Annotated in this window: 22 protein-coding genes; 20 read left to right on the forward strand and 2 right to left on the reverse strand. The window is 50.4% G+C overall.

The features are described from left to right. The first annotated feature begins 396 nt into the window (after positions 1 to 396). Positions 397 to 1086 carry a class II aldolase/adducin family protein gene (locus tag J3482_RS09890; protein WP_146823761.1) on the forward strand — a complete coding sequence of 230 codons (690 nt, stop codon included), beginning with the start codon at positions 397 to 399 and terminating at the stop codon, positions 1084 to 1086. Positions 1087 to 1262: 176 nt separating this feature from the next. Here the strand turns inward: J3482_RS09890 and J3482_RS09895 are convergent, their stop codons facing one another. Further along, positions 1263 to 2210, reverse strand: a complete 948-nt coding sequence (locus tag J3482_RS09895; protein WP_146823762.1) for a LysR family transcriptional regulator — start codon at positions 2208 to 2210, stop codon at positions 1263 to 1265. Positions 2211 to 2376: 166 nt separating this feature from the next. Between J3482_RS09895 and J3482_RS09900 the strand changes: the two genes are divergently transcribed. The 10 genes from J3482_RS09900 to J3482_RS09945 all read left to right on the forward strand — a co-directional run bounded on the left by J3482_RS09900 (position 2377) and on the right by J3482_RS09945 (position 13462). After that, positions 2377 to 3255, forward strand: a complete 879-nt coding sequence (locus J3482_RS09900) for an NAD(P)-dependent oxidoreductase (protein WP_146823763.1) — start codon at positions 2377 to 2379, stop codon at positions 3253 to 3255. Positions 3256 to 3282: 27 nt separating this feature from the next. Then, positions 3283 to 4767: an aldehyde dehydrogenase gene (locus tag J3482_RS09905; RefSeq protein ID WP_236018106.1), complete on the forward strand. Its 1485-nt coding sequence runs from the start codon at positions 3283 to 3285 to the stop codon at positions 4765 to 4767. A gap of 24 nt (positions 4768 to 4791) precedes the next feature. Beyond that, positions 4792 to 6096: an MFS transporter gene (locus J3482_RS09910; protein WP_146823764.1), complete on the forward strand. Its 1305-nt coding sequence runs from the start codon at positions 4792 to 4794 to the stop codon at positions 6094 to 6096. An 85-nt stretch (positions 6097 to 6181) separates the two neighbouring features. Beyond that, complete coding sequence (locus tag J3482_RS09915; protein WP_146823765.1) at positions 6182 to 6955, forward strand: N-acyl homoserine lactonase family protein; 774 nt, start codon at positions 6182 to 6184, stop codon at positions 6953 to 6955. Between the two features lie 126 nt (positions 6956 to 7081). Next, a complete protein-coding gene (locus J3482_RS09920; protein WP_206922340.1) occupies positions 7082 to 7342 on the forward strand; it encodes a hypothetical protein in 261 nt (86 codons plus the stop codon). Positions 7343 to 7410: 68 nt separating this feature from the next. Beyond that, a complete protein-coding gene (locus tag J3482_RS09925) occupies positions 7411 to 8523 on the forward strand; it encodes an XRE family transcriptional regulator (RefSeq protein WP_206922341.1) in 1113 nt (370 codons plus the stop codon). Between the two features lie 73 nt (positions 8524 to 8596). Then, positions 8597 to 9646 (forward strand): extracellular solute-binding protein, encoded by a 1050-nt coding sequence (locus J3482_RS09930; RefSeq protein WP_146823768.1) that lies wholly within the window; start codon positions 8597 to 8599, stop codon positions 9644 to 9646. A gap of 9 nt (positions 9647 to 9655) precedes the next feature. Further along, positions 9656 to 10423 carry an ABC transporter permease gene (locus J3482_RS09935; protein ID WP_206918621.1) on the forward strand — a complete coding sequence of 256 codons (768 nt, stop codon included), beginning with the start codon at positions 9656 to 9658 and terminating at the stop codon, positions 10421 to 10423. Beyond that, positions 10416 to 11420, forward strand: coding sequence for an ABC transporter ATP-binding protein (locus J3482_RS09940; RefSeq protein WP_206922342.1), 1005 nt, complete (start codon positions 10416 to 10418; stop codon positions 11418 to 11420). The genes J3482_RS09935 and J3482_RS09940 overlap by 8 nt, the downstream gene beginning before the upstream one ends. A gap of 2 nt (positions 11421 to 11422) precedes the next feature. Beyond that, entirely contained in the window at positions 11423 to 13462 is a 2040-nt protein-coding gene (locus tag J3482_RS09945; RefSeq protein WP_206922343.1) for a sigma-54 interaction domain-containing protein, read from the forward strand. 97 nt (positions 13463 to 13559) lie between these two features. Here the strand turns inward: J3482_RS09945 and J3482_RS09950 are convergent, their stop codons facing one another. Beyond that, entirely contained in the window at positions 13560 to 14684 is a 1125-nt protein-coding gene (locus J3482_RS09950) for a M20 family metallopeptidase (protein WP_206922344.1), read from the reverse strand. A 387-nt stretch (positions 14685 to 15071) separates the two neighbouring features. Between J3482_RS09950 and J3482_RS09955 the strand changes: the two genes are divergently transcribed. The 9 genes from J3482_RS09955 (at position 15072) to J3482_RS09995 (ending at position 26461) form a co-directional block, all read left to right on the forward strand. Continuing rightward, positions 15072 to 15872: an SDR family NAD(P)-dependent oxidoreductase gene (locus tag J3482_RS09955; protein ID WP_206922345.1), complete on the forward strand. Its 801-nt coding sequence runs from the start codon at positions 15072 to 15074 to the stop codon at positions 15870 to 15872. Positions 15873 to 15934: 62 nt separating this feature from the next. Beyond that, on the forward strand, positions 15935 to 17695 hold the full coding sequence (locus tag J3482_RS09960; protein WP_328702682.1) for a M28 family peptidase: 1761 nt from the start codon (positions 15935 to 15937) through the stop codon (positions 17693 to 17695). 2 nt (positions 17696 to 17697) lie between these two features. Then, on the forward strand, positions 17698 to 19008 hold the full coding sequence (locus J3482_RS09965) for an MFS transporter (RefSeq protein WP_188332297.1): 1311 nt from the start codon (positions 17698 to 17700) through the stop codon (positions 19006 to 19008). Between the two features lies 1 nt (position 19009). Then, positions 19010 to 19789 carry an SDR family NAD(P)-dependent oxidoreductase gene (locus J3482_RS09970; protein WP_206922347.1) on the forward strand — a complete coding sequence of 260 codons (780 nt, stop codon included), beginning with the start codon at positions 19010 to 19012 and terminating at the stop codon, positions 19787 to 19789. A 51-nt stretch (positions 19790 to 19840) separates the two neighbouring features. After that, a complete protein-coding gene (locus J3482_RS09975; RefSeq protein WP_206922348.1) occupies positions 19841 to 20707 on the forward strand; it encodes a polysaccharide deacetylase family protein in 867 nt (288 codons plus the stop codon). 213 nt (positions 20708 to 20920) lie between these two features. Continuing rightward, entirely contained in the window at positions 20921 to 22351 is a 1431-nt protein-coding gene (locus J3482_RS09980; RefSeq protein ID WP_206922349.1) for a 4-hydroxyphenylacetate 3-hydroxylase family protein, read from the forward strand. 79 nt (positions 22352 to 22430) lie between these two features. Then, positions 22431 to 23828, forward strand: coding sequence for an LLM class flavin-dependent oxidoreductase (locus tag J3482_RS09985; protein WP_206922350.1), 1398 nt, complete (start codon positions 22431 to 22433; stop codon positions 23826 to 23828). 45 nt (positions 23829 to 23873) lie between these two features. Beyond that, positions 23874 to 25247 carry a short-chain fatty acid transporter gene (locus J3482_RS09990; RefSeq protein WP_206922351.1) on the forward strand — a complete coding sequence of 458 codons (1374 nt, stop codon included), beginning with the start codon at positions 23874 to 23876 and terminating at the stop codon, positions 25245 to 25247. 29 nt (positions 25248 to 25276) lie between these two features. Next, complete coding sequence (locus J3482_RS09995) at positions 25277 to 26461, forward strand: acyl-CoA dehydrogenase family protein (protein WP_328702683.1); 1185 nt, start codon at positions 25277 to 25279, stop codon at positions 26459 to 26461. Positions 26462 to 26517 lie beyond the last annotated feature (56 nt).

Here is a 26517-nt window from a genome sequence, read left to right on the forward strand (position 1 = left end):
GAGGGGGGAATTGTGTCCATTGCTCTAGTTCCGTACCATGATTTCGCCGTGTTCGCCAACAAATCCACCAAATACTTGAAAACATGCCCCGGTCAATGACCTCAATCACCTAATCGTCGAAATCCGGGATTATGTCAGATATTACATCACAGGAATTGCAAGCGAGCGCATATAGTTTATTTTTTGCTATCACGTATGGCGCTTCGGCGGTCTGGCCTCTGATCTTATCGATTGTCGTAAGTCACTTCGGTTTTACCGCATTCTTCATCATTGTAGGTCTTTCTTACCTAGCGGGGGCTGTCATATATTGGACCGGAAATTGGAAGCCGTCTGTATCGTCTAGTCAGAATGTAGTTTCCTAATATTCAGGGTGTAATCAAAATGGGGGAGTAATCCATGAATCTACGAATGAAATTGGCTGAAACCGTGCGGTTGTTTGAGGCGATGCATCTATTTGACATGAATGGGCACGTCAGTGTGCGGCTCAAGGATGGTTTCCTAACGCATGGTCAGCAGGCTTCTAGGGCCGCGCTGACGGTCAATGACGTGATAGAAGTAGACTGGGATGGCGTTTTAAAAGAAGGACAACAGGAACCACCAAATGAAATTTATTTGCACTCAGAAATTTACCGTGCCAGAAAGGACGTTCAAGCTATCGCACATTTTCATGGCCACTGGATCAATATGCTGAGTGTGGCCGGGGTGAAATTTGTCCCGGTTAGTTCGGTCGCTTGTGGCCTAGGCAAAGATATCCCGATATATTCTATGCCCGATTCCATTAGCACGGCCGCGCGAGGGCGAGAAGTGGCAGCGTGTCTTGGTACTCAAAAAATTCTCATCCTCCGGGCACATGGTGCGATTGTTACCGGAAGCACACTCGAGGAAGTGCTCGTGGCAGCGAAGTACTTGGAAATCAATGCTCAGCGTCAAGTATTTGCCCAACTTCTGACGCCTGGAACGAGGTTGGCCGATGATGAGATAGAGAGAATCGGAAAATCCCTCTGGACGCAGAAGAACATTAAAAAGAGTTGGACCTATTACTATGAAAAGGCGAAGCGGGATGGCCATTTTTATGGGGTGATTTAGAGGAAGTTTGACGATGCTTGGGATGTTTTACTAGCGTTCTTTTTCAACTCCGTTTATCTTTGGCATAGAGGATTTCGCTTTCTAAAATTTCTAGTAAAAAGAGCCGTCCCAATGGTGGACGCCCTGGGACGGCTTTGCATGCATGGAGTTCCTCGTACCTATGCATCTCCGTCATCCTACCTTTGGTAGCTTGACGAGGAGTCATTTGGGTTTTTAACCGCAGAATGTGGCCCGTGCCCCTTTCGATTATCCCGTTCTATAAACTCCGGTACTGATACAATGAGAAATTCAATAAAAGTGCGTACCGATAAGTAAGATAGTGCTTCGTTGGTACTGTATATCCACGTTTCGCGTCGAAGAGGTTGATGATTATGGTCGTATAGTGGCCTGCAATGCAGATCCGGTTCGGACGCCAAAAGCAGTCCTGTCAGTATTGCGTAGCCTAATCCTGCACGAACCAACTCTTTACAGGTTTCTGCTGAGTCTACCTCCATTGATATGGTAGGTGGAACTTGAAAATGTGTAGACCACCATTGATTGATAAGCATTTGCAGAGAGGGATTGGTAATATAATTGATTCGGGCGAGCGATGGTAAATCTGTGAGTTCAACGGGTGAATTGGAGACTAGGTAAAGGTTTTCTGTCGATAACAAATGTTGATATGCGTTAGGGCCGATATTTTCTCTTAGTAGAGCAATATGAATTTCCCCGTGAGACAACAGGTTGGCGATTTTTGAAGTGAATCCAGTCACCAGTTTGACGTCGACGCTTGGATGATGGGCGAGAAAGGTGGACAGGATGTCTGGTAGTAGGTATTTCGCTACAGCGTCTGAAGATCCGATGCGGATAGTCCCTTTAATTTGTCCCTCCATCGTGAAGATACTTTCACGAGTTCGTCGCAATTCCTGAGTCATGTGTTTAGCATATTGAATGGCTTGTTCCCCTTGGGGCGTGATTTGAATACCTTGGTTGTTCCGGATAAAGAGTTTTGCGCCAAAGAATTTTTCAATTTTATTAATACGGTAGGTTAAGGCTGGCTGTGAGATAAACAATGCCTCAGATAATTTCGAAATACTTCGTTTTCCATCGATTTCGCACAGAATTTCCCAATCTCGTTCATCCACTTTCCCCACTCCTATCTAAACGCCCTGTAACTTTGCGTTCAATTTATTTTATAACGAGTGATAGCAATATTGTATTTTATCTTATAACAAGGTGCTCCTATAATCTGAATGAAAGCACTTACTTCGAGGCTCTATTTTAAGCATATGTCAAAGGAGACTTTCATCTATGACACTTACATTAGGAGTCGTCGGTCTAGGAAGAATGGGCAATGTCATCGCGCGGCGGTTGAACAGAAAATATCATGTCATCGGTTATGATGTTCAACCAGAGCAACGATACCGCCTACGTGAGAAGGGCATTGACGTTCGGGACGTGTTAGAGGATTTGGCTGCGGATGTCGATATGGTGATTCTGTCGCTTCCGAGACCTGATATCTCTTTAGATGTTGTTCGAAGTATTGCTCCGTGTCTTCGTCGAGGCATTAGCATTGTCGAAACCAGTACGGTTTTGCCCACAGACGTCCAGCGTTTGCACGATGTTTGTGCACCTTACGGTATACGTGTGATGGATGCAGCGATTTTAGGAGGTATATCGCATGTTGAGGAAGGGGCAGCAACGTTGCTCGTGGGAGATCTGGGTAGTGACGAAGATGCTGCACGAAATGTACTGAGGGAACTCTCAAGCGATATTCGACCGATGGGGACGTTAGGCTCTGGTATGGCTGGTAAGGTGATTAATAACGCGGTTGCCCATTCGGTTATGGTACTAATTGTCGAGGCAGCCGCGCTGGGGATTAAGTTAGGTATGACAAAACAAGCGGTTTATGAACTGTTGCGTGGGGAGACAGCATTATCTCGTCCACTTACTCACCGCTTTTACGAGCGAATTATGCACGGGGATTATTCTGGCGGTATGTCTACGGACAATGCGAGGAAAGACTCAACATTGGCGATAAAGCTTGCACAGGATATTGGGGTACCACTGTTTTCCATTCAATCCACACACACTGTCTACGAAATTGCCGCGCAAGAAGAATTAGCCAACCTTGATTACGCGTCGATTGCAACGCTGTGGGAAAAATGGGCGGGCATCAAATTTGTCTGAAATATCGTTCGGAATGAGGTGCAGACATTGAGAGAATTACAAATGTTAATTGATGGACAATGGGTCGCGAGTTCAACGGGTAAGAAGATGGAAACGATTAATCCGTTTACTCGACGCCCATGGGCAACCGTTCCCTATGCAAGTGTTGAGGACGTTGATTCGGCGATTAACGCAGCACGTCGTGCCTTTGAGGACACTTGGCGAAATACACCTGGAGTTGAGCGAGCAAAGCTACTATTTAAATTGGCGGAGTTATTGGATGAAAATGCAGAATGCCTAGCTCATATAGAATCTCTGGATAATGGGAAAATCATCCGCGAAACGAAGAGTCAAATGCATTTTTCGGCTAGGATGTATCGTTTTTACGCGGGGGCCGCAGACAAATTATTTGGAGAATCTATTCCAATGGATAACCCTAATTTGCTTGATTATACAATTCGTGAACCGTTTGGGGTTGTAGCATTAATTACGGCTTGGAATTCACCTATTCAATTGCTGGCCAACAAGCTTGGACCGGCACTTGCTGCAGGAAATTGTGTGGTAATTAAGCCTTCGGAACACGCATCGGCATCCACGTTGGAATTTGGGAAATTGATTTTGGAAGCCGGATTTCCAGCGGGAGTGGTGAACATGATTACGGGTGATGGGACAGTCGGAGCGCATCTCACCTGTTCTGGTAGGATTGACAAAATTAGTCTTACTGGTGGCGGACATACGGCTCGACATATTGGTAGAAATGCAATTGAGCATTTTGTCCCCTTGACGCTGGAATTGGGCGGAAAGTCGCCCAATATTATCTTTGCTGACGCGGATTTGAATCGGGCAGTTGTAGGTGCCATGGCGGGCATCTTTGCGTCTAGTGGTCAGACCTGCATTGCCGGCTCCAGATTACTCGTGGAGCGGCCTGTCTATCATCAGGTATGTGAGGCGCTCGTGGAAAGGGTCGGGGCAATTAAGTTGGGGAACCCACTCGATCCAAAGACGGACATGGGACCGGTCTCTAATGAGCAACAATATCAAAGGATACTCGAATTTATTGAAAGAGTTGAATTGCAGGGGGCACGCATTTTGGTCGGTGGCAAGGAAGGGGTAGGGATAGATTTGGTACCGACCGATGGCTATTTCGTGCCGCCTACAGTTGTGGCAGATGTATCGAATACAATGCCAATTGCTCGTGAAGAAATTTTCGGGCCAATTTTGAGTGTCATTCCATTTGACGGAGAAGAAGAGGCTGTAGAGATTGCGAACGATTCGGATTACGGGTTGGCATCGGGGGTGTGGACCACCAGCCTCTCGCGTGCTCATCGGGTTGCCAGGCAATTGCAAGCGGGCACTGTTTGGGTCAACACGTATAGGACGAGTGGTGCACAGGCACCTTTTGGAGGTACAAAACAAAGTGGCTACGGTCGTGAGCGGGGTATACACGCCCTTCAGGAGTACACCCGGGTTAAGAATGTGATGATAGACCTCTCGGATGAAGCGAGAGACCCGTTCTCTATACGCGTTTTATGATATGAGCTGAAAAGGGGTGTTAAAATGAAGGCGTACAGCGTTGAGGAAAGCGCCATCAGGAAAGTGAAGATATACATCTTGCCGTTTGTGTTTCTGCTTTACGTTGTTTCTTATATCGACCGTGCAAATGTTGGGTACGCCGCTTTGACAATGAATAAAGCGCTGGGCATATCAAGTCAGGCGTTTGGCTTACTTAGTGGAATCTTTTTTATCGGTTACTTTTTGTTCGAGGTTCCGAGCAATATGTTAATGCGTAAAGTGGGTGCTAAAAAATGGATTGCGCGTATTCTCATAAGCTGGGGGATTATTGATCTTCTTACGACCTGGGCACAAAATACTACTCATATTTTTGTGATACGATTTTTGCTTGGCGTAGCCGAAGCAGGTTTGTTTCCGGGTATCATCTTGTATTTGACATACTGGTTTCCCGCTAAAGAACAAGCACGTGCTTTTGCCATTTTTATGTTAGCCATTCCCGCTTCCAATATCATCAGCGCACCTGTGTCAACATGGGTTATGAGTCATGTGCACTGGTTTGGCTTGGCGGGCTGGCGGTGGATGTTTTTTATAGAGGCCATTCCCGCCATTTTACTAGGCGTTATCACGCTGTTTTTTCTTGTGGATAATCCTGATAAGGCAAAATGGTTGTCCAGAGAGGAACGGCAGTGGTTAATTGACAAATTGAATCGTGAGGATGCTGTCAAGCCTGTTCAAGCACATAGGAGACTAGAAGTTTTCAGGCAACCAAGCCTTTGGCGTTTCTCGGTAATTTACTTGTCTGTGACAATGGGATCCTATTCAGTGAGTCTATGGCTCCCGACGATTGTCAGTTCCTTTTCGAAGATCTTGACTCCGTTTGAGGTTGGATTAATCACGATGATCCCGTATATCATCGGTGGCGTGAGCATGATTTTATGGTCTCGGCATTCCGATAGGACTGATGAGCGCCGTGTTCATACGTGGTTGCCATCATTGGTTGGGGTGGTAGGGCTCTTTATTTGTGGATACGGTCACAATCCTGTCATTATGATTATCGGCATGACGCTGACCGTCATGGGCATCTACTGTTTCTTTGGCCCTTTTTGGGCGCTACCTGCGGAGTATTTGAACAAGGACACTTCTGCTGCTGGTTTGGCAACCATTAATTCCATAGGTAACATTGGAGGTTTTGTCGGCCCTTATGTAATCGGTTACCTAAAAGGGGCGACGGGGAATGTCAATGCCGGATTGTATTTCCTGTGTGGGGGATTTATTTTGGGCCTATTGCTACTTCTGTCAATCAGAAAGAAACGAGACAGCGGTCAGTCTACTTTGAGAGCGGAATCGTGAACTGTACTGTGTTGTAGTTTGTTCTCTGTAGCGTTTGAGCATGTATTTATAGCATGCATTTGTAGATTGAGAGAGGGATGTTTTCATGTCTAGAGACTTTCCAATTATCATACCTTTATTGGTAGGGGTTTTAACGATTGAGAAGTCGAATTTTGTGTACAGTCGATATCAAGGGACAAAAATTGAGGCGCCATGTATTATGTTTGTCATTGATGTGGGGGGAAAGAAAATCGTTGTAGATACGGGGCCTTGCGATTCGGAGAAAGCGGCGAAGTATCATGGCCCACTGCGTCGGGACCCGAGCATGCATCCGGAAAGCGCACTTCAGAGTATTGGCATAAATTCTGATGACGTGGAGTTTGTGATATTGAGTCATCTACATTGGGATCACTGCAGTAATTGCAAAATGTTCAAAAATGCCACATTTATCGTGCAAGAAACAGAGCTACAGTACGCTGTGACGCCAAATGAAGTGCAAAAGGCACAATACGAAATGGGTTTCCCAGGTGTCATTCCACCATGGGTAGAAGTTTTACCGCAAATTTCTACGGTGTCAGGCGATGTGCATGACTTTCAGAAAGGTGTGCATCTGATTACGCTACCAGGGCACACCCCGGGTCTCATGGGTGTTGCTGTTGAAACACAGAAACAACTTTATATTCTTGCGAGTGATTGTGTTCCACTTGTTGAAAATTGGATGGGCGACAATCGACTGAGCCACATTCCTAACGGTTTGCACATCGACCTCGCTGCATATGAAAATTCGTTTAAAAAGTTAGAGAAGCTCGGGGGAACCGTCTTGGCAGCACATGATTTTGAAACCCTCAAGCATTCGGTCTATCCGTTTGCGTCTCGTTGATAGCGTTAGTTTTAGCCATTAGTCGCTGTCCGTGTGATGTATAACGCGGGGAGGCGAATCTGCTATAGGCGACCGTACGAGGCAATCCGCGTTTGTCTGCATATGGTTTGGTTAGGGAGGGGGACTATGTGCGACAAGAGAGTGAATTTGCGGGTTGAACGGCGGCGCGAGTTATCGGGTACGGATTATATGCACTATTTGAATCTGGAAGATAAAGAGTACATTCGTATCTGGCGTGGCGAAGTTTGGTGTATACGAATGACAGGGGACGGAATTGATGTCGTTGAGTTGAATAAGCCCTTCAAGGTGACGACGACTAACACTCGCTTCTGCGGGTGTTTTTATTTTGGCTGTACGAAATCTGTGAGATTGGGACAAGGCGATTAGGTTTGACAAGTATAATTGACATCGTAGACAAATAAACATTACAATCGTCGGGACGGGAGGCGAAATCCATGTTGGAGAACCAACTGCGCGCATTGCGAAATCGTGCACATCTGTCGCAGGCACAATTGGCATCTGCGATTCAGGTCTCTCGCCAGACGATTCAAGCGATTGAATCGGGGACGGCGATTCCTAGTACACTGGTTGCGTTACGGCTGGCACGTGTATTCGGTGTGCGCGTTGAAGAAATCTTTCGTGAACGCCCTGAGGAGTCGGATAATCGTTCGTTTGTGGGCGATGAAGAACTGGAAGCTGGTGACCGTGTCGTCGTCACGGAGATTGATGGACGGCGTGTTGCGCATCGTGCAGTGTTCGAACTTGGGCAGCGCATTCCGTTGGCTACCGAGTCGCATATCGTGGCGAAGCGATTGGGGAAAGACCAGGTAGAGCTCGAGCAGTTTGATACCGACCAGAGCCGTCCATGGACGATTGTTTCTGGATGTGACCCGGCGCTTGGCCTCCTTGCCAATTACGTGTTTGACTCGAATCGCGACTGTCCGGTGTATTGGTTGAACGCGGACAATGCTAAAGCGACAAAGTTGTTAGCTGGTGGGGCCATTCAAATTGCTGCAATCCACCAGCCGTCTCGAATGAAAGCATCGCTTCTGGCGCCGCTTGCCGACGCGAGGTCGTATCATCGCGTTCACCTTGCGGATTGGGAGCTTGGATGGGTTGTCAAGCGATGGAATCCGTGTGGTTTTACAGATGCGTCCGATTTAGCATCCGGAAAAATTCGCCTTGTGAATCGTCCTATCGGCGCGGGCGCCCGAACGCTGTTGGATGAACAATTACAGGAAGCCGGAGTTGAGCCGCAAGCGGTCGCGCAATACTCGTGGACAGTTGCTGGGCACATGCAGGTTGGCATGGCTATTGAGTCTGGGGCAGCGGATGTAGGGATTGCGATAGCTGGTATCGCGAGTGCGATGCACCTGGATTTTATACCGCTTCAAGAAGAGTGTTGTGATTTGTGGATTCCAACGAGGCTCATGGAACAAAGCGGTGTGCAACGCTTGCTAGACTGTCTGTCGTCAGATATTTTCCGATGGGATTTGGCTCGTTTCGGCCCCTACGATACAAACCGTACCGGTGTGCTTGAAACTGTTCCCGATGGCATACACGGGTGAACGGACTTCGGTCTATATGATGTGAGAACCTCGTGTTTGCGTCAATTCATATTGAAAGAGGGATTTTGTTCAGATGAAATACTTACCAATACATAAACGGTTGCTCGCCTCAGGAATTGGGTTGCTCGCATGTGTCGCGATGGTTGGCTGTGGCACGGATGACAATAATACCAGCACCAATCGTGCGACAAACACTGCGACGAGCAACACTTCGACGTCGACGACCAAAGCATCCGGTAAGGCTGATGTGGCTTATGCCGGATCGTTACAGCTCACCAATGACAGCCATGTGGGACCCCTGTTTGAAAAACAGACAGGAATGTCCTACGCAGGGTATGGCAATGGCGCAGATGCGGTAGCCAATTTGATTAAATCAGGTCAAATTACGCCGAACGTGTTTGAAAGTATCGGTACCGCTCCCATTGCGTCCCTGGGCTCCAAGTTTACAGATTGGGCCGTTGGCTTCGCGAGTTCGCCACTTGTCATCGCATATTCCAAGAAATCTCCTTATGCGAGTCAACTCGAGGCGATTGCTGATGGCAAAAAGCCGATCTCCGATCTGTTTACGCTTATGGAGAAACCGGATTTCCATTTAGGTCGGACGGATCCGAATACTGATCCACAAGGGCAATATTTTGTCATGATGACGCATTTGGCAGAAAAGGAACTGCATCTCCCTACAGGGACGGCCGATAAAATTCTCGGTTCCTTGGACAATTCATCGCAAGTGTATAACGAGACGGATATTCTCTCTCGATTACAGGCTGGCCAGATGGACGCTTCCAGCGCATATTTGCCAGAAGCGATTCAACAGCACCTTCCTTATATCAAATTGCCAGATACCATTAATTTAGGCAATCCGGCGGACGCCAAAATTTACGCAACGGAAAGTTTGAAACTGTCAAACGGTCAAACGGTCACAGGTTCACCCATTGAAGTCTATATCACGACGATTGAGGGCACGCCTGATCCGGATGCAGGGACTGCGTTCGCGAAACTTACGTTGTCGAAGCAAGGACAGCAGATTTATAAACAAATGGGATACACGTTGACGCCATTCAAGGTTTGGGGTTCGAAATCCGACATTCCAGCGGCTATTGAGCAGGAAATCTCTAAGCAGTAGTATCTAGGCATGAGACTTCTTAAGTACGGACTTGTTTTCATCGCATTTTTATGTACGGCCTTCTTATTGCTGCCTGTACTGGCGCTCGTATTCCACGTGTCTTGGAGTACATTGGGGCAGGTGTGGCGGGGGCCGGGGGGGCAACCTTTCGTCACGTCGCTAGAGGCGACGATGATCACGATGGCAGTGGTTGTCGTCTTCGGCACGCCACTGGGTTGGCTGCTCGCCCGTGGGCGGTCTCGACTGTGGAGAGCCATTGAGTATATCATGGTTATCCCACTGTTGATGCCGCCCCTCGTCATTGGGCTTTTGTTAATTTACGCATATGGTCCGTATAGTTTCATCGGACAAGTGCTTTCGCACTGGCACATGTCGGCTTCCAATTCCTTGTTGGCTGTTGTCATTGCACAGATTTACGAGGCCATACCGTATTATGTCTTTTCCGCTCAGGGGGCGTTTTCTCAAGTTGATGCGCGGTTTGAATTGACGTCGTACTCGCTTGGGGTACCGCCGCTCCAAACGTTTCGTAGAATCACGCTTCCACTGGCGCTTCCTGGATTGGCTGTTGGGTTTACGATGGCGTTCGCTCGCGCCATTGGCGCGTATGGGGCCGTCATGGTGGTGGCTTACAATCCACACACGTTGCCCGTGAGCATTTGGGTGGCGCTCGAGGAACAAGGGTTGCCCACTGCGTTACAACTCGCGCTATTGCTGCTGGTCACAGCACTCCCACTGCCGCTGGCTATGATTCTCTGGAGGCGTATTCGACATGCTTGAATTGAGTCTACAGTTGCCCAGAAAGTCGTTTTCTGTCTCTGTCGATTTGCTGATAGAAAAGGGCGTCGTGTTTTGTTTATTTGGCCCTTCGGCTGCCGGGAAATCTAGTATTTTGTCTTTCATTGCTGGATTTGAAACGGGCTACGACAAGGCGTATTTAGCGATTGACGGAAATGTCCTAACGGACACGACGAGCGAGGCAAGTGTATTCTCCCCTCCGTGGCAGCGAGGCGTCGGCTATATGGAGCAGTCGGCGCGCCTGTTTCCCCATCTGACTGTGGAACAAAATATCCTTTATGGTGTGCGTGGACAGCGTGATGCGCACATCGATGACATCATTACATTCCTCGAATTGGAGAATTATCTTTCCGCCCGTCCCTCGCAACTTTCGGGTGGTTTGACACAGCGAGTTGCGCTCGCGCGGGTGCTCGCCACGAAGCCGCGTGTGCTGCTCTTAGACGAGCCTTTTTCGGCGCTCGATGCTATCGCACGGCGCGCCTTGCAAAACCTCGTGCTCAATGTGCATCAACAGTTCCCAATGACGATTGTTCTTGTTACACATCAGTTGACGGAAGCACAGCGGATGGCGGATCAGATTGCCTTGATTGATAAAGGTGCGATTTTACAAGTGGGCTCCCCAAACGAATTGATGGAATCGCCGTCGTCGTGGCGCGCCGCACAGTTGTTGGGATACGTTGCATACTTGCAGACATTTGCTGGGCAAGCTTACGCGCTGCACCCGGATAAGGCTGTTCTTGGTCGCCACACGGACATTGGAATATGCGTGGACGCACGAATTTGTGACATGGTTTGGCACGAAGGTCGTCGTCGGGCACTCATTCAATTTCGCGGTGCCAAAGGCGAGAAGATGGACGAAGTCATGGAAGTGAATCTTGCGCCAACGGATGTGGCCGAGGTAGGGGACTCTGTTCCTGTCACGTTTATTCGACCGCCTGTCGTGTCGGATGAATCACTTTGTACGTATTGGAGGGGGTAACCGTGTACAAGCCAAAAATTTTGTTAGTCACGAAAAGTACGGGTGTGTATCAGATGTTTCGCGATCAAATTACTGACTATTTTGATGATTATATCCATCTTGTCGACGGCACCAAAGTCGGTATGGAATGCCATCCAGATCTCGTTCTCGCATCGTACCGTGAAGTCGTCAAGGAATCGGAATTTCCACCCGAAAAACTCCTCGTCGCGCGCAGGACGGTGGACTTATCAAAAGTCGGCGCACTCATCGCGCTTTCTCCTGGAACTCGGTGTCTCGTGGTCAACAACAGTTATGATACGGCGCTAGAGACCATTTCGTGTCTGGAAAATCTGGGGTTAAACCTTGAATTGCTCCCGTACAACCCTGAAATAGATGCGCTGCCGCGTGATGTGGATGTGGCCTTGGTAGCCGAGACGGGGAAGGAATTTGTGCCGGACTCGATTCATCGAATTGTATATATTGGCATGCGCCCGATTGACTATGCGACAATTCTTGAAATCGGCTTTCGGTTGGGTATCCCCATCCCGGAGCCACAGGTCTATTCATCGAATTATATTCGTCAAATTGTTCAATTATCTGGACAACTCTCCAGGGCGCTGGAGAATGAGCGTGATTTGAATCGACAACTGGATGCGATTTTTCACACCGTTCACGATGGTTTAATTGGGCTTGATAAGCGAGGGGAAATCATTCAGGCAAATCAGTCTGCGCATAAGATTCTTGGGCGCGGTCCACTGGTATCTCCACTCCTCGGTCAGAAAGTTGACGATGTGTTCCCTGGTATCGAGATGAGCGATATTTCTGACCAGGAGACCATTCAGCAGTTGGACGACCGGTATTTCGTAATGAATCGGTCGAATCTTGATGAGGGACGGCTAGGGTCGGTCATTGCGTTTCAGGACGTAACGCGCCTGCAAAAGTTGGAGCAGGATTTCCGGAAGCGGGTCCAAGCGAAAGGTCTGATGACTCGATATTCAGAGGAAAGCATCATTGCCAGTAGCGAGAAAATGCTCAAGACCATCAGCGTGATGCGCAAGATTGCCCGGACGGATAGAACTGTGATTATTCTTGGCGAGAGTGGGACGGGCAAGGAACTGTTTGCGCACACAATTCACAAACTGTCGGACAGGCGACACGGTCCATTTTTGCCGGTCAATTTTGCGGGGCTGCCGGAGACGTTGGCAGAGAGCGAGCTATTTGGCTATGCCGAGGGTGCATTTACGGGCGCCAGACGTGGGGGGAAGCCTGGGTTGTTTGAATTGGCACACAATGGGACGTTGTTTTTGGATGAGATAGGGGATGCCTCTCCAAGTATTCAAGCACTGTTATTGCGAGTATTGCAGGAGCGACATGTGATGCGCGTGGGGGGCGACCAAGTCATCCCAGTCGATGTGCGCATTGTGGCCGCGACTAATCGAGACCTTCGAGATTTGGTGCGGGAAGGGAAATTTCGGCACGATCTCTATTATCGGCTGTTTGTCTTACCGTTATATATCCCATCATTACGTGAACGGCGGGAAGACATCCCACTACTGGTAGAACATTTCGTACGCCAGTACTCTGGCGGGCGTTTAGACGTTTCTCCGGATGTGATGGACAAGCTTGTAGCTTATGACTGGCCGGGGAATGTACGTGAGCTGGAAGCGGCAGCACAATATATGACGAGTGTTGCCGAAGGGCAGGTTGTGACGGTAGACGATTTACCACACCAGTTGTTCCAACTATCTGCGGATGACAGTGAGGAAATCATGGATGATGACGACATTCTTCACCGTAGTGACGCCAAGATGTTGCGCGTGATTTTGGAGTGCATGGATTGGGCGAAGTCTCACGGGATGAGTCGACTGGGACGCAGTGCGATTGTCGCCTTCGCGCGTCAGAAACAGATTGTAGTGTCGGAACAGCAGGTTCGCAACAGGATGGTCATCTTGCGCGAGCTGGGATTGATTGAGACCGGAAACCGGCGCCAGGGGAGTTGGATCACGGCGAAAGGTGAGCAGGCTCTGAAACGGATTCGCGACCGCATGCGAGGAGATGCCTGACGCCGTCTTGATGCTTGCTGGTTTGTTAGAAGACACTAGCCGATGATTCAATATGGGATCTTCGGCTAGTGTGGAGATACGAGGAGATGTAGATTGTTTAGCAGCGGATTAAGAGATTTGCAAGCAACGCAGAGCGTTGTGTGAGCGACGGTACGACGATGTGTTCATACTCGGCGTGTGGGCCGTCGCCGACGGCGCCGAGCCCGTCTAGTGTTGGAATACCTAGTGCGGCTGTGAAATTCCCATCGCTGCCACCGCCTACTAATGCCTCGGGTAACGCAAATCCTAATTCATCCGCAACACTTTTGGCGATTTCATATAGGCGCGCCGTGCGTTCTGTCCGCTCCATGGGGGGGCGGTTGATGCCGCCGCTCACGGAGATAGTTGTGCCGTTTAGGGTGGGTTGTAGGTGCTTCATGATAGCGGAGATGCGCTCTGCTTCTGATTGTGTCACTGTTCTGACATCCACTCGCGCTTCTGCAGCCTCTGGCACGACGTTACTCTGTGTGCCACCTTTGGCGACCCCAACATTGACTGTGGTGCCCACGTCGTAATTTGTCAGCCCTTCTAAAAATTCAATTTGATGTGCGAGCTCACGTACGGCGCTGATGCCGCGTTCATGGTGATTTCCGGCGTGTGCGGAGCGGCCTGAAATGTGGATTTGGTACATCGATACGCTTTTGCGCGCGGTCTTCAATGCACCACTGTTGGCCTCAGCCGGTTCTACGACGAATACGGCTTGGCTTTTTTTCGCCTCTGCCTCAATGAGTGTCCGAGAAGTTGGACTTCCAATTTCCTCATCTGAATTACAGAAGAAAACAATTTTTTTATTGAGCGTAAGACCGAGTTCTTTGATGGTTTTCAGTGCCCACAGCGCTTGAATAAGTCCGCCCTTCATATCGAGAACACCTGGGCCGTAGATCCGTTCTCCTTCCGCGCGAAGCGAGAGACGCCCTGGTTGCCACACTGTGTCAAAATGCGCGAGTATGAGCAGTTGTTCTTCACCGCGCCCGAACGTGAACTTGAGATGGTTGCCAACGGACGATTGTGGGATGACGTCGGGATGAATCCCGAGGTGCTGTTCAAATAGTGATGTCAGGGTGGTTCCACAGTGATCGACCAGGTCTTTGTGGTGGGTCGGGGACTCCGCTAAAACAAGTTGTTTTAGGGAAGCTATCAATTGTTCCTGATGCGATTGGAGATAGCGGTAAGGGTCTGACATTGGGGCACACTCCTTTGAACGATGTGTTCAGTTTATCGGCTGTCGATAGAACACACGCAAGAATAATGCCAATATCTATGAGTTTGCATGGATGTTAGCAAATCTCCGCGAGTGAGCGGGTTTGTCTGTGTGCAGATATGCGTGTGACGAGGGGGGAGGTGGCGATTGGATCAGCCTAAAAACCTGACAATAGGTTGATTTCAACCTAATACGCTTGGTAGAACGTTCGCCCAATCACTTGCTTTTCGCGTGGTTGTGAGATTACCGCGTTTATTGTCGGAATTGCCGCACATGGCATGCAACTTGCTTATTAACCCTATCGAAAGAATCATTCATCGTTTTTACACATCATGATCAGTCAATTCATCAAGCATGGAGGTATTCATTTTGCCGAGGGATGGAATTGCAGGAAAAATTGTTGTTGTGACCGGAGCAAGTCAAGGGATTGGCAGTGCCATCGCGCATGCATTCTTGGCGGCGGGCGCTGTTGTTATCTGTGTCGACAAAGTACGGCCGTCGGTCGTGCCGGAAGCGATGTACGTCATGGAGGTCAATCTTTATGATGCGCACGCAATTGAACGCGCTGTTGAGGGGATTGTCGAGCAATTTCAGGGTATTGACATCCTCGTAAATTGTGCAGGCATCTATCCCTCGAAACCCGCCATTGCCATCGACGAAACGGAGTGGGACGCCGTGTTGGACCTTAACTTGAAAGCACCGTTCCTGATGAGTCGCACGGTTGCAAAAATGATGATTCAAAAAGGCATTGCGGGAAGTGTTGTCAATATCGCCTCGACGGCTGCACAAAGTGCTCGTCCTGGCGTAGCGCATTACGCGGCGTCAAAGGCAGGCCTTGTGATGCTGACGCGCGTGTTGGCGCTCGAATGGGCTCCTTATCAGATTCGAGTGAACGCTGTGTGCCCGGGGCTCGTTGAGACGGACACGCTGTTGAAGAGCCTTTCGACAACGACACTGGTCGAAGAGCATCAGGAGAAAGTATCGAAAATTCCGTTGGGGCGTGCGGCTAGGCCAGACGAGATCGCAGAAGCTGTGCTCAATTTTGCGGATGCGACAACGTCCGCCTACACCACGGGTCAAGCGCTTTTTGTCGATGGTGGATATACAGCAGGACAGACGTTCGCGACGTTCCAAGAGCAGATGGACGAGTTACTTCTACAGATGAACTGAAGTGGCGATGGAACTGCAGCCGGACAATCAGTGCAATGGTGAGAAGACGGAGGGTGATGGCAGTGGGGGCAATTTCCGCGGATGTCGAGGCATTCGAGAAAGGGCTGTTGAACCAGGTGAGCCGCGCACAACTGATCGAGTTCAATCGACAAGTTGCCAAGGAAGTTCGGCTCTCGGGCTCGCCAGAAGAACTGCGAGCCTTTCAATACGTGCAATCCCAATTAGACCAGTTTGGCTATGAGACGGACCTTACATTTTCTGATGCCTATATCAGTTTGCCGATCTCGGCAGAATTGGCCGTCGACAACGAGATTTACCCATGCATTACGCATTCCATGGGAACCTCAGTGTCTGGCTTGACGGCCCCGATTGTCTACGTGGGGAAGGGACAATTTGGCGACGTAACGGAGAATATTTCAGGGAAAATCGTGTTGGTTGACGGCTTGGCGACGCCGCACACTGTGAAAGTCGCGTCCGAGCGCGGTGCAGTTGGATGTGTGTTCGTCAATGCCGATTACACGCACGAGATGATTATTTCACCGGTGTGGGGACATCCAACCCCCGAGACAGTGCATTTGTTGCCGACAGTTCCGGCTGTGTCCATCACGCGGCAGGTGGGCGACGAGGTGAAGGCAGCACTCGAGCGGTCATCTTCTGTCAGGTGCGCCATCACGACCAAGGTGGACACTGGGTTTCGGTCGATTCCTACGCTCGTCGCCGAATTGAAGGGCAGTCATGCACCGGATGACTTTGTCTTATTCAGTGGTCATATCGATTCTTGGCACTACGGTGCGATGGATAATGGAAGTGCCAACGCATTGATGCTAGAAGTCGCTCGAGTCATGGCGGAGAATCGTCGGGATTTGCAGCGGTCCTTGCGTCTGGCCTTTTGGTCTGGTCACTCACACGGTCGCTACGCAGGTTCCTCCCAGTACTGTGATGACCATTGGGAGGAACTGTTTGAGCACTGCGTTGTGCACGTCAATGTAGACTCCGTTGGTGGCAAGGGATCAACCATCCTGACCGAAGCCAATTGCATGGCTGAGACGAAGCCGATTGCCGCCGCAGTCATCAAGGCGTTGGTCGACGAGTCGTTCGTCGGGACGCGCTATGGTCGCTCAGGAGATCAATCGTTTTGGGGACCAGGCGTTCCTTCACTGTTTATGGGTCTCTCTGAACAACCCCCGACGGATAACCCGGCAGCGGCAGCATTTGGGGAACTGTTTGGTGGTGGGAAAACCGGCGGTTTTGGATGGTGGTGGCATACCACAGAAGATACGTTGGACAAGGTCGACCCCGATTGTCTCGTTCGCGATACGCAGGTGTACGTATCCGTGATTCACCGATTTCTGTCGGCCACAATCCTTCCGCTAGATCAGCATGCGGCGGCAAAGGAGATTTACACGGCGCTTGTCGCCTGGCAGGAGAAGGCGGGAGAGCACCTGGATTTATCTCCTGTAACGAAACGGGCCAAGACGCTCGTTGATCTACTTGCGGTATGTGAACCGCACTTGCGGAAATTGACTGAAAATCCTGTGATGACAGACGAAGTGAATCGGCATCTGATGCAGTTGTCTCGACGCCTGGTGCCATTGAATTACGTCGCTGGCAATGTGTTTGATCACGATCTCGCCCTTTCCCAACCGGCTGTTCCGAAGCTCAACGACATTTCAAACCTCGTCGTATGTGAGCCCGATTGCCAAGAATACCGGTTCTTGAAGGTGGCCTTGCGACGGAAATGCAACGAGATCAGCTTTGCACTAAAGCAGGCCATCGAGGAACTTAAGCAGCTTCAAGAGCAACTGCAAATGGAGGCGAAATGACGATGAGTACAGTGGCGAGCGTTGAAGACAAACACGTTCCCTTTCAGGATGGTAAGACGGTTCGGAAGGCCATTTTAGCCGGCTCGATTGGGAATGTGATGGAGTGGTACGATTGGTCGATTTACGGATTTTTCGCATCGACGATTTCTAAGCACTTTTTCCCTGCCGGTAACTCGGTCGCCGCATTGCTTTCTACTTTTTTGGTCTTCGCACTTGGGTTTATCATGCGGCCGCTCGGCTCTCTTGTATTTGGTCCCTATGGCGATAAGGTAGGGCGGCGGAAGGCGCTCGCCATGTCGGTTATTTTGATGGCGATTGGCACATTTATGATTGGCGTCATTCCGACGTATGAGCAGATTGGTAATGCTGCGCCAATATTGTTGGTCGTCGCTCGCTTGATTCAGGGATTTTCGGCGGGGGCGGAGTGGGGCGGCTCGACGTCGTTTCTCGTGGAGTACGCGCCGAGATGGAAACGTGGGTTTTATGGCAGTTGGCAACAGTTTAGTACGGGTGCTGGACTGTTCTTTGGCTCTGTGGTTTCCACGGTCATCATTGCATCGTTATCACCAACGGCCCTGGACGCTTGGGGGTGGCGCGTCGCATTTCTGATTGGTATTATTCTTGGAATTGTCGGCCTTTATCTTCGGATGAAAATGGAGGATACGCCGAAGTTTCGTGAAGTCGCAAACACTGAGCACGTAGCACAGCGGCCGTTGAAAGAAATGGTGACCAAGTACCCGCTGCAAGTCTTGCAGGCGATTGGCTTTACGATATCCTGGACGGTCTCGTACTATATCACGTTTACGTATTTGCCGACGTACATCAAGACAGTTGTTAACATGTCGTTTGGTGCAGCCATGGCATCGAATTTGATTATTCTCGCGTTCTTCATTATTCTGATACCAATTGTCGGCGCACTATCTGATAGAGTGGGTAGAAAGAAACTCTTGATGCTGTCCTGTGCGGGTTTTGCGATACTCGCGTACCCAATGTTCTTGTTAATCAATCGCGGAAGTTTTGTTATGATTCTGATTCCGCAGTTTGTTCTCGCTCTATTTGAAGCATTTTTTGCAGCACCTGGCCCTGCGGCATTGGCCGAGATTTTCCCGACTCGTGTACGAAACAGCTCGCTGTCCATCGGATATAACATCGGCGTCGCGTTGTTTGGAGGAACCGCACCGATGATTGCGACGTATCTGATTTCCTCTACACACAGTAAGCTGTCCCCGACCTATTACGTGATTGGTTGCGCGGTTGTTACCTTCTTTGTCCTGATGGGATTAAAGGATAGATATCGTGAGGAGCTCGACTGAAATGATGGAATTTGCGAAGAAGCGGGTTGTCATCACTGGAGCGGCTGGAGTACTGGGTAGTTGGATTGCGGAGGCATTTGCTGGGCAAGGTGCGGCGTTGTGCTTGAGCGACATTCGAAGCGATGCACTGGAAGCGCGTCTAGCCCAATCCTCCATTTTATCGTCTGCGACGACGATAGTGCACGCGACGGATCTTACGTCCAACGACTCAATCCAATCACTTGTATCGCTTGTTGAGACGCATTGGAAATCACCGGATGTCGTCGTCAATAACGCGGGCATTTATCCGAGCCGGTTACTCATGGATATGACGAATGAAGAATGGCATCAGGTTCTGGGCGTCAACCTGGACGCACCATTTCAGTTAACGAAGGCGTTTAGCCGGTTGATGATTGATACGGGCATCAAGGGGTGCTTTGTCAATATGACGTCGCTGTCGGCTACTCGTCCGCGTGTGGGGGCTGCGCATTATGCGGTTTCGAAAGCTGGATTGAGTATGCTGACACGGGCATTTGCGCTCGAGCTCGCGCCACACGAAATCCGTGTCAATGCCGTCAGTCCAGGGTTTGCACCAGGCAGTCACGTGAGTTTGGTGTCGGAGGACTATGTTGCTGCGATGACACAAACGATTCCACTCGGGCGAACATCGGGACCCAAGGATGCGCCAGAGGCAATTCTTTTCTTGTGTTCTGAGCGCGCCTCGTACATTACAGGTACCACCCTCGTGGTAGATGGCGGAAGCTCGGCTGGGAACTATCAATTACCTGTATCAAAACCGTAGTTGTCCATCCTGTTATCTTGTACATCATGTAGTTGCGGAGGCGAACGGCGTATGACAATGCAGTGGCCAAATGGAAAGCGGGTTGCCGTCTGTTTAAGCTGGGATGTGGACGGTGAATCCGCGCAATATGTGCGATATCCCGAGCGGGCCCGCAACCAGTTGAGCGAATTGCACCAACGTTTGTACGGACCTCAAGTGGGCATCTGGAAAGTGCTCGATTTGTTGAAGCGTTACGCGTTGCCAGGGACATTTTATATTCCTTCGTATACGGCAAAGTTGCACCCGGATATGGTTGAAGCCATCTTACAGGATGAGCACGCAGTTGGCTTACATGGTCATTTGCACCACAGTTTAGACCAACTGACGAAGGCGCAGGAGGAAGAGGTTCTACTCAAATCACAGGAGATCTTTCAGGAGCTGACAGGGGCAGTACCGAGGATTTTCCGCTCTCCCTCGTGGGAACTCAATCGGTGGAGCCCAGAGTTGCTGGTACAACACGGTGTTGTCTCCGATTCCAGTTTGATGGACGATGAAGCGCCGTATGCACTTAAAACGCCAAAAGGTCCGCTCATTGAGATTCCAATCCAGTGGTTGCTTGACGATGCAGAGCATTGGAATCATCATCGTGCGAACAGGGATAAAGCGATTGCCGATCCCGATGCAGTGTTTCGCCTGTGGAGTACCGAATTTGATGGGTACTATGCGACGGGCGGGTGCTTTGTCCTCACCTTGCACCCGTTTATCAGTGGTCGATGGGCGTACATGAACGTGCTGGAGCGGCTGGTGAAGTACATCCTCGGCTTTCCTGACGTATGGTGGACGACATTAGATGAGGTAACCGGCTTCGCGCTCGATAGGTTGCAGCAGAATGAACTGCCGATTCGTCAGTCGCCGGCACCGGAGCCGCTCGATTTCTAAGTTTGTCGTAGAATGATAGGCTATGCCCCGCGAAAGCGGGGTTTTTTTATGGCTATCTCACATGCTTCACCGCGTGTACTTATGATCATGTCATATCGAATGTCAACTAAAAACGTCGGATTTCTGCATATTGTATTGAGCGGCAAATGGGTCACACATATACTGAACGCATCTACAGCACATGTGAAGGTGATTGGGGGGATTGGAATCGCTATGAGCAGAGGAGCACAGTTTTTACAAAGCTTGAACGATGGTCGAACGGTTTGGTTGGATGGCAAACTTGTGCCAGATGTGACGAAGCACCCTTCTTTCTCAGGAACGCTTGCGACTATCGCTCGGCTGTTTGATAGCCTGGATGCGGAGGATGTGCAAGCGCAGATAGGCTTTGTGAGCCCTCGCACCGGTCAGTATGCACACAATGCGTTTTTGGTACCCAAAACGCCCGAAGATTTGATTCGCCGGCGGACTGCGTTTCGTTATTGGGCGGAGCAGACGCATGGCGTGATGAGTCGGCTTTCAGATTACGCGAGGTCGATGGTGACAGGATGGTATGCGGTACGGTCAGCTTTTCAATTGGACGATTCTCATTTTGCTGATAAAATCGCCCGCTATTATGAGTTTGCACGGGATAATGACCGCTTTCTCACCACCGCACTGTTAGACCCGCAAATCAATCGTGCGAAGCGCCTTGATCTTCAGAACCCCGATGCGGTTCTCCGTATTATATCGGAAAATTCGGAAGGAATCGTCATCCGTGGCGCCAAAATGATTGCGACTGCAGCGCCTTATACACATGATTTTTTGGTTTTTCCCTTTCATCACGTGGACGCAGAACATCCGGAATATGCCCATGCTTTGATTGTGCCAGGAAATCTGCCAGGACTGCACATCGTCTGTCGGGAGTCATTCGCAACACAAGATGATGAACAGCATCCGCTCTCCGCTCAGTATGACGAGATGGATGCGGTGCTCATTTTTGACGACGTCCTAGTGCCGTGGGAACGCGTGTTACTGAAGGGAAATCCAGAAGCGGTTTGGCGATTGCGCCAGCATACCTCTGCCAATGCGTTGGCATTTCATCAGACGGTCGTCCGGGCGCTTGCCAAGCTCCAGTTCGTTGCCGGGGTCGCCTGTGCGATTGCGGAATCGATTGGCGTGAATGGTTTTTTACACGTGCAAGAGAAACTCGGAGAACTGTTGACTCAGGTCGACGCGCTGGAGGCGTTGGTGGTTGCGTCAGAAGTGAACGGCCATGTAGACGAATTCGGAAATCAAATTCCAGCCATTCGATTTTTGGACACCGCACGTAATTTAAATAGTCGATATTACCCGCGCGCAATTGAAATTCTCCAGCAAATCGGGGCGGGCGGCTTTATGCAGGTTCCATCCGGCCACGCGCCATATGCGGATGCAGTATCTCATCTTATCGATAAGTATTTTGCTGGCGCCAATGTCTCTGCGGATGTGAAAATTCGCTTGTTTCAATTGGGATGGGATTTGATTGGAAGCCAATTGGGTGCGCGACATCAGCTGTACGAGCGGTATTATGCTGGCGATCCGGTGCGCATGTACGCCAATCAGTACGTACAGGCGGATAAAAAGCGCCTGACGAAGCCGGTGTGGGATATTATCCGTCGGTCCTGAAGGTCGCGCGTGTCATTCTGCGCTGCTGTCCTGTCGGACAAAGGTGTATTTCTGGAGATTACAAGGAGCGGACGTGGACATGAAGCATGGACGGATTTACCTCAATGCATTTGTGATGAATTGTGTGGGACATCAGTCTCCAGGCCTGTGGACGCACCCTGAAGATGAAAGCCATCGCTACACGGATATCGAGTATTGGGCAGATTTGGCTCGAACGTTGGAACGCGGGCGGTTCGACGCCGTGTTTTTAGCGGACGTGTTGGGGGTCTACGACGTGTATGAAGGGTCGCGTGATGCTTCCGTTCGCAATGCGGCGCAGATTCCCGTGAATGATCCGATGCTGGTCGTCCCTGTCATGGCTCAAGTGACGAAACATTTAGGATTTGGCGTCACCTCGTCGGTGAGTTACGAACCGCCGTATGTATTCGCGCGTCGCATGTCGACATTAGATCACCTTACAAAAGGGCGGGTCGGATGGAATATTGTCACGTCTTATTTAGATAGTGCAGCGCGGAACATGGGGCTCGCCAAGCAGGTCAGCCACGACGAGCGCTACGACATCGCCGAGGAGTATTTGGAGGTCTGTTACAAGCTTTGGGAGGCTAGTTGGGAGGACGACGCGGTCGTTTTCGATAAGCTGCAAAAGTTATACGCAGACCCAAGTAAAGTGCATGACATCGGCCACCGCGGCACGTATTTCACTGTACCGGGCATTCATCTGTGTGAACCTTCTCTGCAGCGGACGCCCGTGTTGTATCAGGCGGGCTCATCGACCCGTGGACGCGCGTTTGCAGCAAGGCATGCGGAGTGCGTGTTTATCATTGCGCCCACCGTTGCGATTGCCAAGACTTATGTTCGGGCATTGCGCGAAGAGGCGGCGGGAATTGGTCGAGAACCAAATGAAATCCGCATCTTTTCGATGTTTACGCCGATAGTTGGTCGAACACAGGCGGAGGCGGAGGAAAAGTATCTGGACTACCTCAGCCATGCGAGTACGAGTGGCGCATTGGCCTTGTATGGTGGTTGGAGTGGGATTGATTTGTCTCAGTATGGGCCTGAGGAACCGTTGAAGTATGTGCAGAATGAGGCCATTCACTCGGCGATTGAGGCCTTTACAACGATGGATCCCGATAAGCAGTGGACGGTTGATGACGTTGCCAAGTTTATCGGAATTGGCGGTAGAGGGCCTGTATTCGTAGGCACGCCAGATAAGGTTGCGGATACGATGGAAGCTTGGGTAAATGAGGCGGATGTGGATGGCTTTAACATTGCCTATGCAGTGACCCCTGGCACATTTGTGGATTTCGTCAATCTCGTCGTGCCAACGCTGCAACGCAGGGGACTGGTGCAAACAGAATACGTCGCAGACACGCTGCGCGGCAATTTGTATGATGGCCGACGCCATTTGCCAGACAGTCATCCAGGTCGGCAATATCGCAGGAAAATACAAGCGGGGGCGTCACACCTTGGTGTTTGACGTTGGAATCATGCGAGCGGTTTGATACGGGAGGGGAGTGTTTGTGTGGACAAGGAGCCCATCTTATTGCATGCCGATGAGCCAATCTCAGTCAGGGTCAACGTATTGCAGAGAATCACCGAATTCTTCGCGGCGTTGATGGGAAGGTATCTGCCGGATCCGTTTGTGCTCGTGATACTCCTCACATTCCTCATGTTGGTACTTGGCGTGACCGTGGTTCATCAGGGTTTGCCGACCATGATTGGCGACTGGTCGACGGGCTTCTGGGATTTCTTGGAGTTTTCCATGCAGGTGGCTCTAGTGGTGGTGACAGGCTACGCTTTAGCTGTTTCCCGACCTGTGGCCAAGTCTTTAGACTGGGTAGCCACGAAGTTTCACGGTCCTCGCGGGGCCATTGTTTGCACGACGGTTGTCGCTGGCGTCGCTTCGTATATCAGTTGGGGATTTGGCTTGATAGCCGGTACGTTGATGGCGCAGCAATTGGCTAAACGAATCCGCGGAATCCACTATCCACTGTTGATTGCTAGTGCCTACTCCGGTTGGGTGATTTATGGACTCGGTATTTCGGCGACGATTCCCATTACGATTGCCACCGCGGGAAATCCGTTTGCAACATCCATTGGTGGCTTGATTTCGCTCAAACATACAATTTTCTTACCGGCGGTGCTGGTAGATGTCGTGATTTTGTTAGTGACTTTACCCATACTCAATATGTGGATTCACCCGCATCCTTCACATGTGATCGATGTGAATCCCGAGACATGGCAAACCAATCATCCAGACACGTCGGAAACGTCGCGTACACCTGCACAAAAGTTAGAGAGAATGTGGCTTTTGAACGTGCTGATAGCGCTCATGGGCGGAAGTTATCTCGTCTATCACTTTTATTCTGGTGGTTCGCTCGACATCAACACGTTGAACGCTATCTTCTTGTTTTTGGGACTCCTGTTTCACGGCACGCCGACCGCGTATGTTCGCGCAGTCGGGAACGGAGTGAAAAGCATTGGTGGCATTGTGCTGCAGTTTCCGTTTTACGCTGGGATTATGGGGATGATGAAGCGTTCTGGGCTTGCCGTTGCGATTTCGAAATGGATGGTTGGTATCTCTACTGTACACACACTTCCGTTCTATGGGTTCTTAAGCTCATTTTTGATTAACTTTTTTGCTCCGTCCTCCGGGGGGCATTGGGCCATTCAGGGACCTTTCATGATTCAGGCGGCGAAACAACTAGGTGCGAACTTGGCGAAAACGAGTATGGCGGTACAGATGGGCTGTTCGTGGAACGACCTTGTACAGCCGTTTTGGCTGGTGCCCATTTTAACGCTGGCTCGCCTCAATGTCCGTCAAATCATGGGCTATACCATTGTACCTTTTTTGTGGGTAGGGGTCGTTTATGCCGTGACGATTTTGCTTTGGTAGATAGGATGAAACACCTGGGAGGAGATTTTGTGGGTACATCATCGGTCAGTCAGGAAGCGGGTTATCTTCAGACAGCCATTGCGCTCGCAGAACGGTTTCAGACGGATGCGGTAGAGCGCGACAAACAAGGTGGAACGCCGAAGCAACAGCGCGATTGGATTCGCGAAAGTGGATTATTAAAACTGCTGATTCCTACCGAATATGGCGGGGATGGGATGCCGTGGTCAGCGGTATTGCGCGTGATTCGGGAATTTGCCCGCACGGATGCAGCCTTGGGGCACCTCTATGGGTATCACTTTTTGAGCCTGTCGGCGGTACATCTAGCAGGAACACCGGATCAAAAACGGCATTATTATGAAGAAACAGCCAAGCATCATTACTTCTGGGGAAACTCGGTCAATCCCCTCGACGACCGTACGATTGGCGAACGAACGGACGATGGTGTCATCGTGAATGGGCAGAAGTCGTTTAGTTCTGGGTCGCCAGATTCAGATATCCTTCTACTGTCGTGGAATGACAAGGAGACTGGGGAGCTTTATAAAGGGATGGTTCCCATCAATCGTCCAGGTGTCCAGGTGCACGATGATTGGGACTGCATCGGACAACGGCAGACTGGAAGTGGGACGGTGTCCTACCACGACGTCAGACTGTACGATTCGGAAATCCTCGTTCGCCCTTATGAGGTGGACAATGTGTTTGCGACGCTGACTCCAATTTTGTCCCAGAGCATTCTCGCTAGTGTGTTTGTGGGCAGTGCCAGGGGCGCCTTGGAGGCGGCCAAGGAATATACGTCGACCTATTCCAGGGCCTGGTATCGATCCGGCGTCTCACATGCCACAGAAGAACCGTCCACATTGCGTCGATATGGTGAAATGTGGGCAGCGTATCAGTCGGCACTGAGCTTTGTCGAGAAGGCGGCCGCACACTTGGATGAAACTTGGGAAAAAGGTAGCGCATTGACAGCGCAAGCGCGCGGCGAATGCGCGGTGCTCGTGGCTGCCGCGAATGTGCACGCGGGGAACGTGGCGTTGGATATCACGTCGCGTATCTTTGAAGTGATGGGGGCACGGTCGACCAGTGCTCGCTTCGGATTTGACCGATTTTGGCGGAACGTGCGTACGCACACACTCCACAACCCTGCGGAGTTTAAGATGCGCAATGTGGGGAATTGGTTTCTCACCGGACAGATTCCGGAACCCGGCTTTTATTCCTGAGGTTTGTGGAATCTGCGCGCAGATGGCCGTGATGGCCTGGGGGAATCCTCAGGCCA

The sequence above is a fragment of the Alicyclobacillus suci genome (assembly GCF_017329615.1).
Lineage (GTDB): Bacteria > Bacillota > Bacilli > Alicyclobacillales > Alicyclobacillaceae > Alicyclobacillus > Alicyclobacillus suci.

Bases quoted from the DNA above. Each gene is read 5' to 3' on its own strand.
- J3482_RS09890 (WP_146823761.1), top strand. From the start codon at position 397: ATGAATCTACGAATGAAATTGGCTGAAACCGTGCGGTTGTTTGAGGCG.
- J3482_RS09900 (WP_146823763.1), top strand. From the start codon at position 2,377: ATGACACTTACATTAGGAGTCGTCGGTCTAGGAAGAATGGGCAATGTC.
- J3482_RS09910 (WP_146823764.1), top strand. From the start codon at position 4,792: ATGAAGGCGTACAGCGTTGAGGAAAGCGCCATCAGGAAAGTGAAGATA.
- J3482_RS09915 (WP_146823765.1), top strand. From the start codon at position 6,182: ATGTCTAGAGACTTTCCAATTATCATACCTTTATTGGTAGGGGTTTTA.
- J3482_RS09920 (WP_206922340.1), top strand. From the start codon at position 7,082: ATGTGCGACAAGAGAGTGAATTTGCGGGTTGAACGGCGGCGCGAGTTA.
- J3482_RS09925 (WP_206922341.1), top strand. From the start codon at position 7,411: ATGTTGGAGAACCAACTGCGCGCATTGCGAAATCGTGCACATCTGTCG.
- J3482_RS09930 (WP_146823768.1), top strand. From the start codon at position 8,597: ATGAAATACTTACCAATACATAAACGGTTGCTCGCCTCAGGAATTGGG.
- J3482_RS09935 (WP_206918621.1), top strand. From the start codon at position 9,656: ATGAGACTTCTTAAGTACGGACTTGTTTTCATCGCATTTTTATGTACG.
- J3482_RS09940 (WP_206922342.1), top strand. From the start codon at position 10,416: ATGCTTGAATTGAGTCTACAGTTGCCCAGAAAGTCGTTTTCTGTCTCT.
- J3482_RS09950 (WP_206922344.1), bottom strand. From the start codon at position 14,684: ATGTCAGACCCTTACCGCTATCTCCAATCGCATCAGGAACAATTGATA.
- J3482_RS09965 (WP_188332297.1), top strand. From the start codon at position 17,698: ATGAGTACAGTGGCGAGCGTTGAAGACAAACACGTTCCCTTTCAGGAT.
- J3482_RS09970 (WP_206922347.1), top strand. From the start codon at position 19,010: ATGATGGAATTTGCGAAGAAGCGGGTTGTCATCACTGGAGCGGCTGGA.
- J3482_RS09975 (WP_206922348.1), top strand. From the start codon at position 19,841: ATGACAATGCAGTGGCCAAATGGAAAGCGGGTTGCCGTCTGTTTAAGC.
- J3482_RS09980 (WP_206922349.1), top strand. From the start codon at position 20,921: ATGAGCAGAGGAGCACAGTTTTTACAAAGCTTGAACGATGGTCGAACG.
- J3482_RS09985 (WP_206922350.1), top strand. From the start codon at position 22,431: ATGAAGCATGGACGGATTTACCTCAATGCATTTGTGATGAATTGTGTG.